Below are 12,760 nucleotides of genomic sequence, written 5' to 3'. Positions count from 1 at the left end.
ATGTTAAACAAAGAGTGAATCGATGCTGAACCGAATTACCCTGCCCGTTACCCCGTTCGCCCAGAATTGCAGCCTGGTGTGGTGCAGCGCCACCAACAAGGCGGCGCTGATCGATCCCGGCGGCGAAGCCGAACGGCTGCTGGCAGCGATTGAAGAACGCGGCCTGCTCCTGGAAAGCATACTGCTCACCCATGGTCACCTGGATCATGTGGGCGCCACCGGCGAGCTGGCGGCCGGCACCGGCGTGCCGGTGATCGGCCCCCAGCGGGAAGACGCCTTCTGGATTGACATGCTCGAGCAACAGGTCCAGATGTTTGGCTTTCCGCCCGTGGCGCCCTTCAGCCCGGATCGCTGGCTGGAGGACGGTGATACCGTCCGGGTCGGCGAGGAGACCCTGATGGTCTACCATTGTCCCGGCCACACCCCGGGCCACCTGGTATTCGTGCACCAGACCCAGCGGCTGGCCTTTGTCGGCGATGTGTTGTTCCAGGGCGCAATCGGCCGTACCGACTTTCCCCGGGGCAACCACCAGCAGCTGATCGACGCCATCACCCGCACCCTGCTGCCGCTCGGCGACGACATTGTCTTTGTCCCCGGCCATGGTTCGGAGAGCAGCTTCGGCGAGGAACGGCTCAACAACCCGTTTTTGCGGTAAGTGGGAGGCCCGCCCCCGGGCCGATGGAACCATGCCGTACATTATCGCGGCGAGGTCGCCGCTCCCACAGGTGATGGCCGGTTAACCCCCCAGGTGCTCACCAAAAAAGCCGAGGGTCCGGGACCAGGCCAGTTCGGCCGCCTCCGGATGGTAGCGGGGCGTGGAGTCGTTATGAAAGCCGTGCTGGGTGCCAGGATAGCTAAACGCCTGGTAACGCACCCCGTGCCGCTGCAATGCCTGCTCGTAGGCCGGCCACCGGCCGTTGATGCGTTCGTCGTTCTCGGCCATCTGGATCAGCAGCGCGGCCCTGATGTCGGCGACCTTCTCGAGCGCAGGTGGCATACCGTAAAAGGGAACGGCGGCGCTGACCAGCTGCGGTTGCTCGGCCGCCAGCCTGTTGGCCATGCCGCCGCCGAAGCAGAAGCCCACGACCCCCAGCTTGCCGTTACCGCCTTCCAGGGAGTGCAAAAAGCGGGTCGCGGCAAAAAAATCGGCGGTCAGCTTGTCGGCATCCAACTGTTGCTGCAGGGCCCGGCCATCATCGTCATTGCCCGGATATCCTCCCAACGGATGGAGGGCGTCGGGCGCAAAGGCTGTCAAACCGGCCTTGGCCAGCCGCCGGGCCACATCTTCAATATAGGGATTAAGCCCCCGATTCTCGTGCACCACCAGCACGGTACCGGCCGGCTGTGACCATTCACGGGGTTGTACCAGATAGCCGCGCCCCTCGCCGTGGCCGTCCGGCGAGTCGAACGTCCGGTAGCTGGCCACGATATCCGGATCATTGAACGACACCTGCTGGGCCCGGGCATAATCGGGCTTGAGCGCATTAAACAGCGCAAGGGCCGTCATTCCTCCCAGCGCCAGCCGACCCAGACCGGTTAAAAATTGGCGGCGGTCGATATAACCGTGGGCATAGCGGTCATACAGTTCAAAGGCTTCGGCCGGAATGTCGGGGGTATTCCGTTGCTTGCTCATACGCTTGCTCCTGCATTTTCACCCAACTGAGTGTAGCAGTCCCATCGGCCTCAGAGCGGCCATACCCAAAGCAACACGGGCACACTGACCACAATCACGATCAGCTCCACCACCAACCCCAGCCGCCAGTAATCCCCGAAGCGAAATCCCCCCGGCCCCAGGATCAGGGTGTTGTTCTGATGGCCGATGGGAGTCAGGAAGGCGCAGGATGCCCCGACCGCAATGGCCATCAGGAACGCATCGGCACTGACCCCGAGCTGGCCGGCGGTGCTGATGGCAATCGGACACATGACCGCCGCCGTAGCCGCATTGTTCATCAGATCAGACAAGAACATGGTCACCACCAGCAGCAGCACCAACCCAATCACCGCCTGCCCCTGGGCCGCCTTGTCCAGCAGCAGCTGCGCCAGCATATCGGCGGTGCCGGTACTCGCCAGGGCATCGGCCACCGGCAGCATGGCGCCCAGCAGCATGATCACCGGCCAATCGATGGCGCTGTAAACCGAGCGCAACGGCACCAGCTTCAATGCCACATAGGCCAGCACCCCGGCCGCAAAGGCAATGGCCGCCGGCAGGATCCCCAGGGCCGCCAGCCCCACCACCACCGCCATGATCAGACCGGCGGTCAGGGCCTGTCCTTCCCTGGGTACCCGGATATCGCGGGCAGCCAGCGGCAGGCAGCCGAACTCGGCGGCAAAACCGGCCAGGGACTCGGGGGTGCCCTGTACCAGCAACACATCACCGCCCTGCACGGGGGCCGATTGCAGTCGTTTGATCGAATGTCGTCCTTCACGGGAAATCGCCAACAAGTTGATGCCATAGCGGGAACGCAAATCGATATCGGTGGCCGAGCGGCCGACCAGCCGACCGGTGGGCGTCACCACCAGCTCCTGAATAACGACCTCATCCGAGCCGGACTTGTTATCGCTGTGTTCATCATCGAGCAAGCCCTGGTGCGCCGGCCGCAGGCCCGCCTGCTGTTTGTCGTCCTGTAACTCTTCGCCGTCAGGCCCCTGGCCTTCCAGCTTGAGTCCCAGGCTTGACAGCGCCAGGGCCAGAGACTCGGGCTCGACCTCGATCACCAGGATATCGTCGGCCTGCAACAGCCGCCGGGCATTGGGCACGGGAATGCGCACCTCGCCTCGCACCAGGCCCACGATCTGGGCATCGGCCTCATCCAGCATCCGTTCGGCTTCCCGCAGACTCATGCCGACCGCCTTGCTGTCTTCGACAATCCGCACCTCACTCAGGTAGGCAGCGGAGTCGAAGCTGCCGGCATCCGCTTGTTGCCGCACCGGCACCAGGCGCCAGCCAACCAGCCCGACGAACACCACGCCGGCGGCCGCCACAGCCAGGCCCACCGGGGTAAAATCGAACATGGCGAAACTGCCCATCCCGGCCTCGGCCCTGAACCCGGAGACGATCAGGTTGGGTGGTGTGCCAATCAGCGTGGTCATGCCACCCAGTATGGAGCCGAAGGCCAGCGGCATCAGAACCCGGCCCGGCGGCAACGACTGGTTTGCGGCGAGCTGCAAAGCGACCGGCATCAGTAGCGCCAACGCACCGACATTATTCATAAAGCCGGACAGCACCGCCGCCAGGCCGACCAGCGCCAGTATGCTGATGGTCGGCCCCTGCGAGGCGGGCAGGCATCGCTGCGCCAGTATATTGACTGCCCCGCTTTTCTGCAGGCCATAACCCAGCACCAGCACGCAGGCCACGGTCACCACCGCCGGGTGACCGAAGCCGGTAAACGCCTCGTCGGCGGGCACCAGTCCGGTAATTACACACACCAGCAGGGCAGCCAGCGCCACCAAATCGTGTCGCCATTTCCCCCACAGGAGCATGGCCATGGTCGCTACCAGTACGGCAATAATTATCAGTTGATCGACAGTCATAGGCTCTCCAAGGGGATGCATGCGGGCATCGTCCTGTACAGTCACAGTGTAGGCCGGGTTGATGATCCGGGGCTCGGCTTCATCAAAAAACCACCGCCGTATTCCATCCGGGGACCAACTAGGGTATAAGGGCGCTATGAAAATACCGAAACGAATCCAACCCCTGGTTGATGAAGGCCTGATTGACGAAGTCATCGGCCAGCTGATGAGCGGCAAAGAAGCCACCGTCTATATGGTGCGCTGTGGCGCCGAGATCCGCTGTGCCAAGGTCTATAAAGAGGCAAGCAAGCGCAGCTTCAAACAGGCCGTGCAATATCAGGAAGGCCGCAAGGTGCGTAACAGCCGCCGGGCCCGGGCCATGGAAAAAGGCTCAAAATTCGGTCGCGATCAGCAGGAGCAGGCCTGGCAGAATACCGAGGTTGATGCCCTCTATCGGCTGGCGTCCGCCGGCGTGCGCGTCCCCCGGCCCTACGGCTGCTTTGACGGTGTGCTGCTGATGGAGTTGATTACCGATGACGAAGGTCTGGTAGCGCCGCGCCTTAACGACGTGACCATGTCGGCCGAGCAGGCCCGGGAAGACCATGCCCTGATGATGCTGTACGTGATGCGTATGCTCTGTGCCGGACTGGTACACGGGGACCTGTCCGAGTTCAACGTGCTGGTGGATGCGGCCGGGCCGGTGATCATAGACCTGCCCCAGGTGGTGGATGCGGCGGCCAATAACCATGCCCGGTGGATGCTGGAGCGGGATGTAGAGAACATCACCGGTTACTACGGCCAGTACGCCCCCGAACTGCTGGAGAGCCGCTACGCCAGGGAAATGTGGGCGCTGTTCGAAGCAGGCGAATTACACCCAGAGGTCACGCTGACCGGTCTGTTTGAAGAAACGAACCAGGCCGCCGATGTTGACGCCGTGCTGGAAGAAATCAAGGCGGCCATGGCCGAAGAGCAGGCCCGCCAGGCCCGACTGCATGAAGCCCGGCAGCCGGATTGAGGGTTATTCGGCGAAGACAAGATAAACACTCAGCACGGTCGACAGGCTTAACAGCCAGGCGCTCAGTGTCAGCTCCTCGAAGGCAAAATCAAGGTTACGCACCTTGCTGTTAATCACCTCGGTCAGCTTTTCGATGCTTTCGAGATAGCAGCCAAGCACATGCTTGCTGACCGCCTCCGCGTCGGTTGAACAAAGATACTCGGCTGTTTTTTTATTGGCCGGCAATGCCGGGCATTCACCCAGGCTCAGGGCCAGCAGGGCATGTCCCCAGGCGCAAACCAGAGTGAATAGCGCGCTCAGGAAAGACACCAGCGCAATCCAGCTCACCGGTGAGACGGGCTGAAAAATCAGCTCACCTTCCAGGCTTGCTATCACAGCGGTGGCAACGATCATCAGGGTAATAAAAACAAGCAGTATCGCGCATTTATGCTCGACATGTTGAAAGCAAGCCTGCGCTTCATGATACCTGTCTTTAAGATATTCCAGCGTGTCGTCCATTCTGCTCCCAGGCAACCCGACCTGTCGAGACGGGGTTGGCCGTTCATTGGTTTCAAATCAAGTAGGCGCCATTATTATCTCAAGCTTAATATAAAAACAGGCAGCTAATCCACCCCGACCAAAACCAGGCCAGTCATCACCTCCCCTGCCTACTCCGTCAGGCCAGAAATACTTGAAGAGACAAGGCAAGGCCCCTGACAAAAGCCCTGCTATTTTCAAACATATCGGCAATTTGGTATGTGATTATAAAAAATAAGGGGTAAAAAAGCTCCGGTCGCTCGCGCCAATAATAAACAGCAGGCCGGGATATTTTAGAAACAAAGTAATTTGAGTGACACAGGCATGAAATAAGCACGCCGATAAGAGCACCAAAAACAATATCAGAAGGATAATGCAGACCCAAATATATCCTCGGCAGGCTTATCAATAAAGTTGTGTATAGAAACACAAAAACACCCACCTTTTTAGATATATAAAACATTCCGGCAGCTAAGGCATAAAACAACACTGCGTGATCGCTGGGAAATGAAGACCATCCATCAAACTCTATCAGCTTCATGCTATAGGGAAGAACAAAATCCAAATTCTCCTCATGTAGGGGCCTTAACCTGAACGGCAGTAACAATGCCAGAGACCGGGCCAATACCATGGCGAAAAAGCAGCTAAACAAGGTAGCAACCAAGTGTATCCGAAAATGGAGCTGAGACTCATGTAATCTAAACCAGCCCCACCAAAAAACACCAATCATGATTCCACCTTTTATTAAATTGTTCCCCGCAACAAATTTTACCGCAGAATCAAAGATGAATGACGATTGAGAATACTGATTAAAAAAATGAATAATTTCCATATCAATAATATTCATATCTCATACCCCATTGGGAGGTTTTATTCTGCAGCCTATGGCCAATCCAACGGCGTATTGCCCCGTTACGTCTCCCTTAGGCACGTCAATTTTAATAAGAATCTAATAATCATTCCGCCTCGTAGAGCACGCGAGACAGCAAGCGGATAAAGCCAGACTGCCCCTCTGTGCCGGAGCGAAGCCACCCCTCTCTGTTTTGCGTTGTAGCCATAGCCGTGCTGATTTAATCACCAGGATTCAGGAAAATTATAGGGTATTGTGCCCTCTGCCGCCCGGTACCCGCCCAAACAGCAACCTGGAGACATCAAGGCCAAGGCCGACGACTTTATATCTCGGACTATCAACAGGCGATACGGGGTACCAGCGCCACGGCCGATAAGGAAGCAGGGCGTTGGGCATACATGCCGGTCTGCTGCAGGCTAGCGGTATATTGCCAGCTCCCTGCGCTCGCGCGCCCGGTCCGGATCTACCACAGCGGCAACCACCTCAATCTGCCGGATGTAGGCTGCCGGCAGGCCGGCCTCCCTGGCACCGGCCAGTACATGCGCCTTGTACCAGCCATAGGGCGCGAGCGCATCATCGATATGGGTGGCGTAATAGGTGATAGCGAGAACGGCCAGGCCGTTTTGATCGGTAACAGCGACTTCTTTTTCGCTATAGCCCTGACCCAGCCCCTCGGCGATGTCCAGGGTCTTTTTATCGGACTCGCTGATATCGAACAGAACCCCAAGCAGATGGTCGCTGTCATCGCCGGTGGCATAGGCATCACATTTGGCCGAGCCATCCCGGCCACGCTTATGAAACCGCAGCGCATGCCCTGTTAGTTTATAGGCGCCCAGGCTGCGCGCGCTCGGCACCCGCCGGCGCAGCCGGGCCAGCGACATATTAGAACCATAGGCGAAGTAGTTCATCGCGCCTCGGGCATGGCGCTGTTGTGAAAATGCAGGGACGACGCCGAAACATTCATGACCGCGCTCATGTTACGGGTTCAGCTTGCTGCTGTCTGATCACGCAGTATGGCTTCGAGGCTGATTTTCGGGCAGACCGCATCATTGATGTAGTCGATCAGGTTGCTCGCCGACCTGCGGATATATTCTTCGGTTTTTACATCCTGGCACTGTCCGTTCGCATCGAACACCTGCTGCACCCTGGCAATCGATACCGCCAGGGGCAGCGGCACAGCCCCAATATGGGCGCAAATAGCCCGCAGCTGCTCGGTGGACTTGATGGCGCCAATCACCCCCGCCGCCCCCCCCAACAGAGACACAGGTTTGCCGGCCAGCATGCTCGGAAAGCCGAGGTTGTCGATGGCCAGTTTCATGGGGCTGCTGATCCCTCCATGGTATTCAGGCGATGCCAACAGCACCCCGGTCGCGGCCTCGACCGTCTGCTGGAACCGTTCGATCGCAGCCGGGCTTTTAGGGGGCATGCCCGGCAAGGGGAGATCCAGGGATTCCAGCCGGATATCGGTCACTTCCAGCCCGGGCACCTTGCTGAACTCGTCCAGGGCCAACTTGAGGGCCATGGAGGTATAATTACCGGGCCGCACACTCCCGCAGATGGTCACAATCTTGATATTTTTCATCGCTTACTCCTGTATATCGGGACAGGCCATGCTCCCAGGCATGAGAACAAAGCGCAAAACCAGTGCTCAACCAATGGTACGAAAGCATAGTTCAGACCCGCCCCTTGCGCATAACGCCCACACCACTGGCAGAATGGCGGAACAAGAAGTAGATATTAAAGCAGGGAGGCCGGCGCTTTCCCTGCCATATATCTACACCAAGGTAACCCACCATGAGCAAACCCAAGCAGCAGCCCAGGAATCCACCGGCTCCCCACCTGCCCCATCCCCCGAAAAAACCGCCGCCCCCACCGCCGTTGCCCGGCCAGAGCCATTGAATCTGGGGGATGACTGCCGGGAGTCAGCCCGCTGCAGTGCCCAGGTTGAGTTAAGCACTCGCTACGCTTAACGCGGTCAGTAACGCGTGCCTTGTGTCGAGGCCGGCAAGCCATAACGTTTGGCGATCGGCATTATCCCTAACCCCTTGACTTAAAGTCGTCTTGAAGTTGTAGGCTAACACCCGGTGTAAATCAAAAAATCGGAGAGCAAAATGAACAATCTGTTATTCGCCGTATTCATCGGGGTGGGAGCTACTGTGGTGATGGACTTATGGGGATTTGCCCGTAAACCGCTGTTCGGCATCCCCCCCCCGAACTATGCGCTGGTCGGCCGCTGGATAGCCTATATGACTCACGGGCGCTTTCGCCATAACGCCATCTCTGCGTCTGCTCCCGTGCGTGGCGAACACATCTTGGGGTGGACATTTCATTACCTTACAGGTATTGCCTTCGCGGCCTTTCTTATCGTCATCTGGGGGCCCGAATGGGTTCGGCAACCTACTATGGGTCCCGCACTCACAGTGGGCATTGGCACAGTAGTGGCTCCCTTTCTCTTGATGCAACCGGGCATGGGCGCCGGCATTGCCGCTTCTCGAACACCACGACCTGCCTCCGCTCGACTGCAGAGCCTCGTTGCTCATACTGTGTTTGGTCTTGGACTGTATCTGGCAGGCCTGGGGGTACAGCTTATTTATTCAATGTAACGGGTCGGTATCAACCTCTGCGGTCCGACGGGTGAACACGCCATATTCGGTATCGGCAAACTTAAGCTGGGCCGTCGGACCGGCTGCTATTTCGCGCTGGTAATTAGGATTTCACCCGGCGCATTGGCCGCAAACTCTGAAGCACCAGGAAGCTTCAGGCCTTCAGCCACTTTCTTGGATACTAGCAACCGGATGACCGGCGAGTTTCCCATTCTCCTCACTTCGACAATTTGTACGTTATCGAGAGATTCACCAAGAGAATCAATGCGAATACCTATCTTAGGGTGCCCATACTTGCAGTCAAACCATGAGTAATCCTGCTCTGCGAAGGTTTCCGGTATAACCAATATTGCCATTTTGCTTTCGTGGCTAAACATTCGTCGACACCTTTTTGTTTGAGTGTTGTTGGCGGCTTCTTCAGGCATTAAAATTTTTACGTTCGCAGGAATTCGCCCCAACTCCATAATTTGAGCGATCAATGCTTGCCTGTTGGAGTTCGGCTGCACGAAGCGCTTGATGAGATCCTGGTGATACTCTGCCAAAGCCCTGTAGAAACCGGGATTTTCCAGCATCTGCTTATAGTCAGCCGCTTTTCCCTCCTTGACTGTTTGCCATACCTCCCCAGGTATCTCATTCCTTATTCTTGGGAAGCTATCTAGTGTTTCATCGTTAAATAGCAACTCATTGAACTGGTTGTCTTGTAGAAATAACACCTTTACATTGCTATAGATTTCCGTTGTTGGGTAAGATTTCTTTACCGCAGCTGTAAATACGGCATCATTTTCAAATTGAGGTTTGATTGCGTCATAGATATCTTCGGGCGGAAGCGCCTTTTTAACTGCGGCGGAGAAAACCCCATCCCCCTCAAAATGGCCTTTGATATCGCTATATATTTCATCATCCGGGTATATGGCTTTGATTACGGTTCGATATATCGTCTCTTTAGGGAGAAACCCCAACGTGAGTGAAAAAACCAATGCCGCTACCGATATCATTGCGTACCTTTTATATTTTTTAGTTAAACTCTCGATTTGCTCAAGACTTTGTTCTTTTGCTTTATCGAGTATTCTTTGTTCCGAATCCCGTTGAATCTGCTCAGCATGACGGATTAAACGATCCTCGAAATGCTTATCGTCACCCATTATGAAGTTCCTCCAGAAATTACTCATCGGGGGCATCGGGTTATTTCGGACAGCTAACGCCCATCATAAACGGTGCAAGAATCAAGCGCCGGCGACCGCAGTGAGTGAATTTAATGGCTATGTTAGGTGTCATCACTGGTTGCAACCAGGTGGATGATATTCGATGGGCTGGATATCCAGAACGCCTTTAACCCACTCGGAAGCGGCTCGATCTCGTCCCTACGGTGACAGCCTTTATCTTTAAGATATTCAGAAGCTTTACCAATATCATTAGTAATGACTTCCAACCAAATTTCAGACTGACTCAAACCTGGCATGCAGTCGAGCCAAAGCACTTTGTCGCCAAACTCAAACCTCGGGGTGTCGCCGCTTCCGGTGAGTTCTTTGAATCGCAAAACATCTCGGTAGAAGCGGACGGTATTTTCGTACTCGTGCGCTGGAATTTTCATCGCAATGTTTTTTCCTGGCTCAAATGTTAAACTCATAAACAGCCCCTCCATCCGGGAGTCACGTCACGCAACGTTCTAGCGACCCTCCTCATCATTCCCTTTGGAATCAAGGGAGCAGGCGCACTGATCTGGCAACAGTTTTCCGGACACATTTTCAAGCAGCTGCACGTAGCTCTGATTCATAGTCCAACGGACTCACGTAGTCATTGCTGGCTCAGCCCTGCTCGGAAACTCGTACAAAGCGGCTGACTTCACTCATGGTGGCCACCTCAAACTTGCTGGGGGATATACGCTATCTCTCTGCTCTGGGTCGCGGCATCAGTGGTAAAGCCTCGGCCAAGCACTCCATCAAGCGTATCGACCGCCTGCCGGGCAATGTTCATAACGGTAGGCACTGTATCGCTGGTACGCAAGCAACCTGTGCGGATTAGCTCCCATGCCGGTCATACTGATCGATGGTTCAGATGTTCATGGTCAACTGCGCCATATGACCCTCAGCGGCCGCATTGCAGGCGCAATCCGCCGGCACACCGTTCCGGGGGAGCCCGCCAGGGCCGTAATAAACGGCAACGACTGGTTATATTGATTTCCCGTATCAGCGCTGGATGAAACCGATTAGCAACACAACTAAAAACACAGCCAGCACTGCTAAAAGCACATAATCCAGGTAACCCACTAATGCAGATATCCCAAGGGCCGCAAACAACCAAACGAGAACTGGAGTGAAACAGCAGAGCGCTGTAATCGATCCCCCAATTACACCAACCTTTAATAACCGGTTTCCATTCTTCATAGAATCAACAGCACGATTGATCAAGCTGAACAGGGGGACAGGGCGTGTCGCCGTAAGAACAAAATACACAACAATCACCATGCCTGGGCTTAAGCACGACGTTGCACTTCTTACATTCATAAAAATACTGACAAGAATCCTCAAGCATTATCTCAACCTCCCTGTGCCCGCACTTTGGGCATGTTATCTCTGATGTGAGTTTAGGTTTCATTATCCACCTTGTTCGAGAAGCGCCCAGTCCTGAGCATAACGCCGCAAACACCGCTTTGTTAGCATTCTCCGAAAAATCATCCGGCCGCTGAGCCCGGCACAACCGAACTGCAGCACCGCAATTTTGTTCAATACTTCGCACTGACGCTATTACACACTTCAGCAGGAGCCAAAAACAAAGAGGAAAATATGACAATATCAGTGCTTTTACCCATGACGGCATTTGCGCTAGCGGCGTCCATTTCGCCCGGCCCCGTAAATCTGGTGTGTCTGAGCAGCGGCACCCGCTACCCCCTCTCCAATGGACTGATCTTCGTCACCGGCGCGACCCTGGGTTTCATCGCCCTTTTCGTTACCATAGGTCTGGGGCTTTATTCTGTGCTGACGGTTGTGCCGGGGTTCAATGCACTCTTGCGCTGGGCCGGCGGCGCATTTTTGCTTTATCTCAGTGTTCAGCTGTTTCGCGATGACGGGCGCCTGCCAGAAGGTGACACCCCCAAAGCACCGGGTTTTACAACCGGTGCCATCATGCAATGGCTCAATCCCAAAGCCTGGCTGGCTTCAGCTTCGGGGATTGGCGCCTACACGAGTGGTCACGACTTACGTGAGCTCATTATATTTGCGATGCTCTACATGCCGGTCTGCTGGTTGTCACTGAGTTGCTGGGTTTATGCTGGCGTCTCCCTGCGTCGGTACATTGAACGCCCCATTGTGCTGATTATAGTGAACCGGACACTCGCACTGTTACTTGCCACCAGCTGTATCTATCTGCTGATTGAGTAATGACTGTCGGTACTGCTTGGGTGTGGCAGCCAGCAATTTCTTGAAGGTACGTTGAAAATGCGGCTGGTCGGCAAACCCGACATTCACCGCAGTTTCGGCAATAGGCTTGCCACGTTTCAGCTCCCGTTGTCCGTCCTGGACTCGACAATTGATAAGATACGCATGTGGAGTGAAACCAAAGTGATGTTTAAAGCAGCGGATCAGATGCCCGGGGCTGTATCCGGAGCGCTCGCACAAGGTGTCCAAAGACACCTCCATTGCTGCGTGAGCCTGCAAGTAATCAGCCACCGCTTGCAAGTTATCTGGTACCTTCGGGAGCGGTGCCGTCACCTGGTCTGACAGTGCGTACATCAAGGCGGTCAGGTACTCCACTACCGCCGTTTGCTTTTCCAGCAGCTCCCGATCCGAACTCAGTAACCATTCCACCATCCGACAATAACCCGCATAGCACTCGTGATCAGACAGGGTGGCCGTGGCGATATCCTGCCAACAAGGTGTGTCCAGTAGGCCCGCCTCGTATCGCAAATTGGTTAGCCATTCAGTATCGATATACAGCATCAGATAGCCCCAAGGCTGATTATCGATCGGATTACAGGCATGAACCCAGTTAGGATTCACAATGACCAAGGTTCCTGCACCGACCTTAACCCGATCGCCCCGGTACAGAAACGTGCTCTGGCCCTCGGTTATGGCACCCAGGGACCATTGAGTATGGCTGTGTGGGGCGTAGCAGACCTTTCTTCCGTCCACCACCCTCCGAAGCTCCACATAAGGCATACGCTCATCTCGCCAGAACATAGGCGTGCCTGGATCGTTCATAATTTACTGCCTCTCTGGTTGTTTGCTTGAACGCTAACGGCTGCATAAACCGGCGTCGAAGGCACGAAGT

The 12,760-nt window shown here is 55.8% G+C and carries 15 protein-coding genes; 4 read left to right on the top strand and 11 right to left on the bottom strand.

All coding sequences use genetic code 11. The annotated features are described in order from the left end of the window. The first annotated feature begins 22 nt into the window (after nucleotides 1–22). A complete protein-coding gene (locus DCS96_RS04230; RefSeq protein WP_116473089.1) occupies nucleotides 23–655 on the top strand; it encodes an MBL fold metallo-hydrolase in 633 nt (210 codons plus the stop codon). Nucleotides 656–736: 81 nt separating this feature from the next. Here the strand turns inward: DCS96_RS04230 and DCS96_RS04225 are convergent, their stop codons facing one another. Together DCS96_RS04225 and DCS96_RS04220 are read right to left on the bottom strand one after the other, a co-directional pair. Further along, on the bottom strand, nucleotides 737–1,633 hold the full coding sequence (locus tag DCS96_RS04225; protein WP_116473088.1) for a dienelactone hydrolase family protein: 897 nt from the start codon (nucleotides 1,631–1,633) through the stop codon (nucleotides 737–739). 50 nt (nucleotides 1,634–1,683) lie between these two features. Further along, a complete protein-coding gene (locus tag DCS96_RS04220) occupies nucleotides 1,684–3,552 on the bottom strand; it encodes an SLC13 family permease (RefSeq protein WP_116473087.1) in 1,869 nt (622 codons plus the stop codon). Nucleotides 3,553–3,667: 115 nt separating this feature from the next. On the opposite strand from DCS96_RS04220, the gene DCS96_RS04215 reads away from it, so the two are divergent. Then, nucleotides 3,668–4,525 carry a PA4780 family RIO1-like protein kinase gene (locus DCS96_RS04215; RefSeq protein WP_116473086.1) on the top strand — a complete coding sequence of 286 codons (858 nt, stop codon included), beginning with the start codon at nucleotides 3,668–3,670 and terminating at the stop codon, nucleotides 4,523–4,525. A gap of 3 nt (nucleotides 4,526–4,528) precedes the next feature. On the opposite strand, the gene DCS96_RS04210 is transcribed toward DCS96_RS04215, so the two are convergent. The 4 genes from DCS96_RS04210 to DCS96_RS04195 form a co-directional block, all read right to left on the bottom strand. Beyond that, complete coding sequence (locus tag DCS96_RS04210) at nucleotides 4,529–5,023, bottom strand: hypothetical protein (RefSeq protein WP_116473085.1); 495 nt, start codon at nucleotides 5,021–5,023, stop codon at nucleotides 4,529–4,531. Nucleotides 5,024–5,180: 157 nt separating this feature from the next. Further along, on the bottom strand, nucleotides 5,181–5,888 hold the full coding sequence (locus DCS96_RS04205; RefSeq protein ID WP_116473084.1) for a phosphatase PAP2 family protein: 708 nt from the start codon (nucleotides 5,886–5,888) through the stop codon (nucleotides 5,181–5,183). Between the two features lie 419 nt (nucleotides 5,889–6,307). Then, a complete protein-coding gene (locus DCS96_RS04200; protein WP_116473083.1) occupies nucleotides 6,308–6,799 on the bottom strand; it encodes a gamma-glutamylcyclotransferase in 492 nt (163 codons plus the stop codon). Nucleotides 6,800–6,876: 77 nt separating this feature from the next. Continuing rightward, nucleotides 6,877–7,473, bottom strand: coding sequence for an NADPH-dependent FMN reductase (locus DCS96_RS04195; RefSeq protein WP_116473082.1), 597 nt, complete (start codon nucleotides 7,471–7,473; stop codon nucleotides 6,877–6,879). Between the two features lie 529 nt (nucleotides 7,474–8,002). Here DCS96_RS04195 and DCS96_RS04190 point away from each other — a divergent pair. Next, nucleotides 8,003–8,494 carry a DUF2938 domain-containing protein gene (locus DCS96_RS04190; protein WP_116473081.1) on the top strand — a complete coding sequence of 164 codons (492 nt, stop codon included), beginning with the start codon at nucleotides 8,003–8,005 and terminating at the stop codon, nucleotides 8,492–8,494. Nucleotides 8,495–8,580: 86 nt separating this feature from the next. On the opposite strand, the gene DCS96_RS04185 is transcribed toward DCS96_RS04190, so the two are convergent. From DCS96_RS04185 to DCS96_RS18915, 4 genes are all read right to left on the bottom strand, one after another. After that, complete coding sequence (locus DCS96_RS04185; RefSeq protein ID WP_116473080.1) at nucleotides 8,581–9,636, bottom strand: hypothetical protein; 1,056 nt, start codon at nucleotides 9,634–9,636, stop codon at nucleotides 8,581–8,583. Nucleotides 9,637–9,758: 122 nt separating this feature from the next. Continuing rightward, nucleotides 9,759–10,121, bottom strand: a complete 363-nt coding sequence (locus DCS96_RS04180) for a VOC family protein (RefSeq protein ID WP_116474524.1) — start codon at nucleotides 10,119–10,121, stop codon at nucleotides 9,759–9,761. A gap of 559 nt (nucleotides 10,122–10,680) precedes the next feature. After that, the gene (merF, locus tag DCS96_RS04175) at nucleotides 10,681–10,878 is read right to left on the bottom strand and encodes a mercury resistance system transport protein MerF (RefSeq protein WP_116473079.1); all 198 of its coding nucleotides are present in this window, start codon (nucleotides 10,876–10,878) and stop codon (nucleotides 10,681–10,683) included. A gap of 4 nt (nucleotides 10,879–10,882) precedes the next feature. Beyond that, nucleotides 10,883–11,089 carry a GDCCVxC domain-containing (seleno)protein gene (locus DCS96_RS18915; protein ID WP_116473078.1) on the bottom strand — a complete coding sequence of 69 codons (207 nt, stop codon included), beginning with the start codon at nucleotides 11,087–11,089 and terminating at the stop codon, nucleotides 10,883–10,885. A gap of 188 nt (nucleotides 11,090–11,277) precedes the next feature. Between DCS96_RS18915 and DCS96_RS04165 the strand changes: the two genes are divergently transcribed. Then, nucleotides 11,278–11,871 carry a LysE family translocator gene (locus tag DCS96_RS04165; protein ID WP_198649915.1) on the top strand — a complete coding sequence of 198 codons (594 nt, stop codon included), beginning with the start codon at nucleotides 11,278–11,280 and terminating at the stop codon, nucleotides 11,869–11,871. Here DCS96_RS04165 and DCS96_RS04160 read toward each other — a convergent pair. Beyond that, nucleotides 11,833–12,690 carry an AraC family transcriptional regulator gene (locus DCS96_RS04160; protein WP_116473077.1) on the bottom strand — a complete coding sequence of 286 codons (858 nt, stop codon included), beginning with the start codon at nucleotides 12,688–12,690 and terminating at the stop codon, nucleotides 11,833–11,835. The two genes, DCS96_RS04165 and DCS96_RS04160, sit on opposite strands and share 39 nt — an antisense overlap. Nucleotides 12,691–12,760: the final 70 nt, after the last annotated feature.

The sequence above is a fragment of the Zobellella maritima genome (assembly GCF_003075035.1).
GTDB classification, from domain to species: Bacteria; Pseudomonadota; Gammaproteobacteria; order Enterobacterales; family Aeromonadaceae; genus Oceanimonas; species Oceanimonas maritima.
The sequence above is the reverse complement of the archived record's forward strand: the minus strand, read 5'-3'. Positions and strand labels throughout refer to the sequence as shown.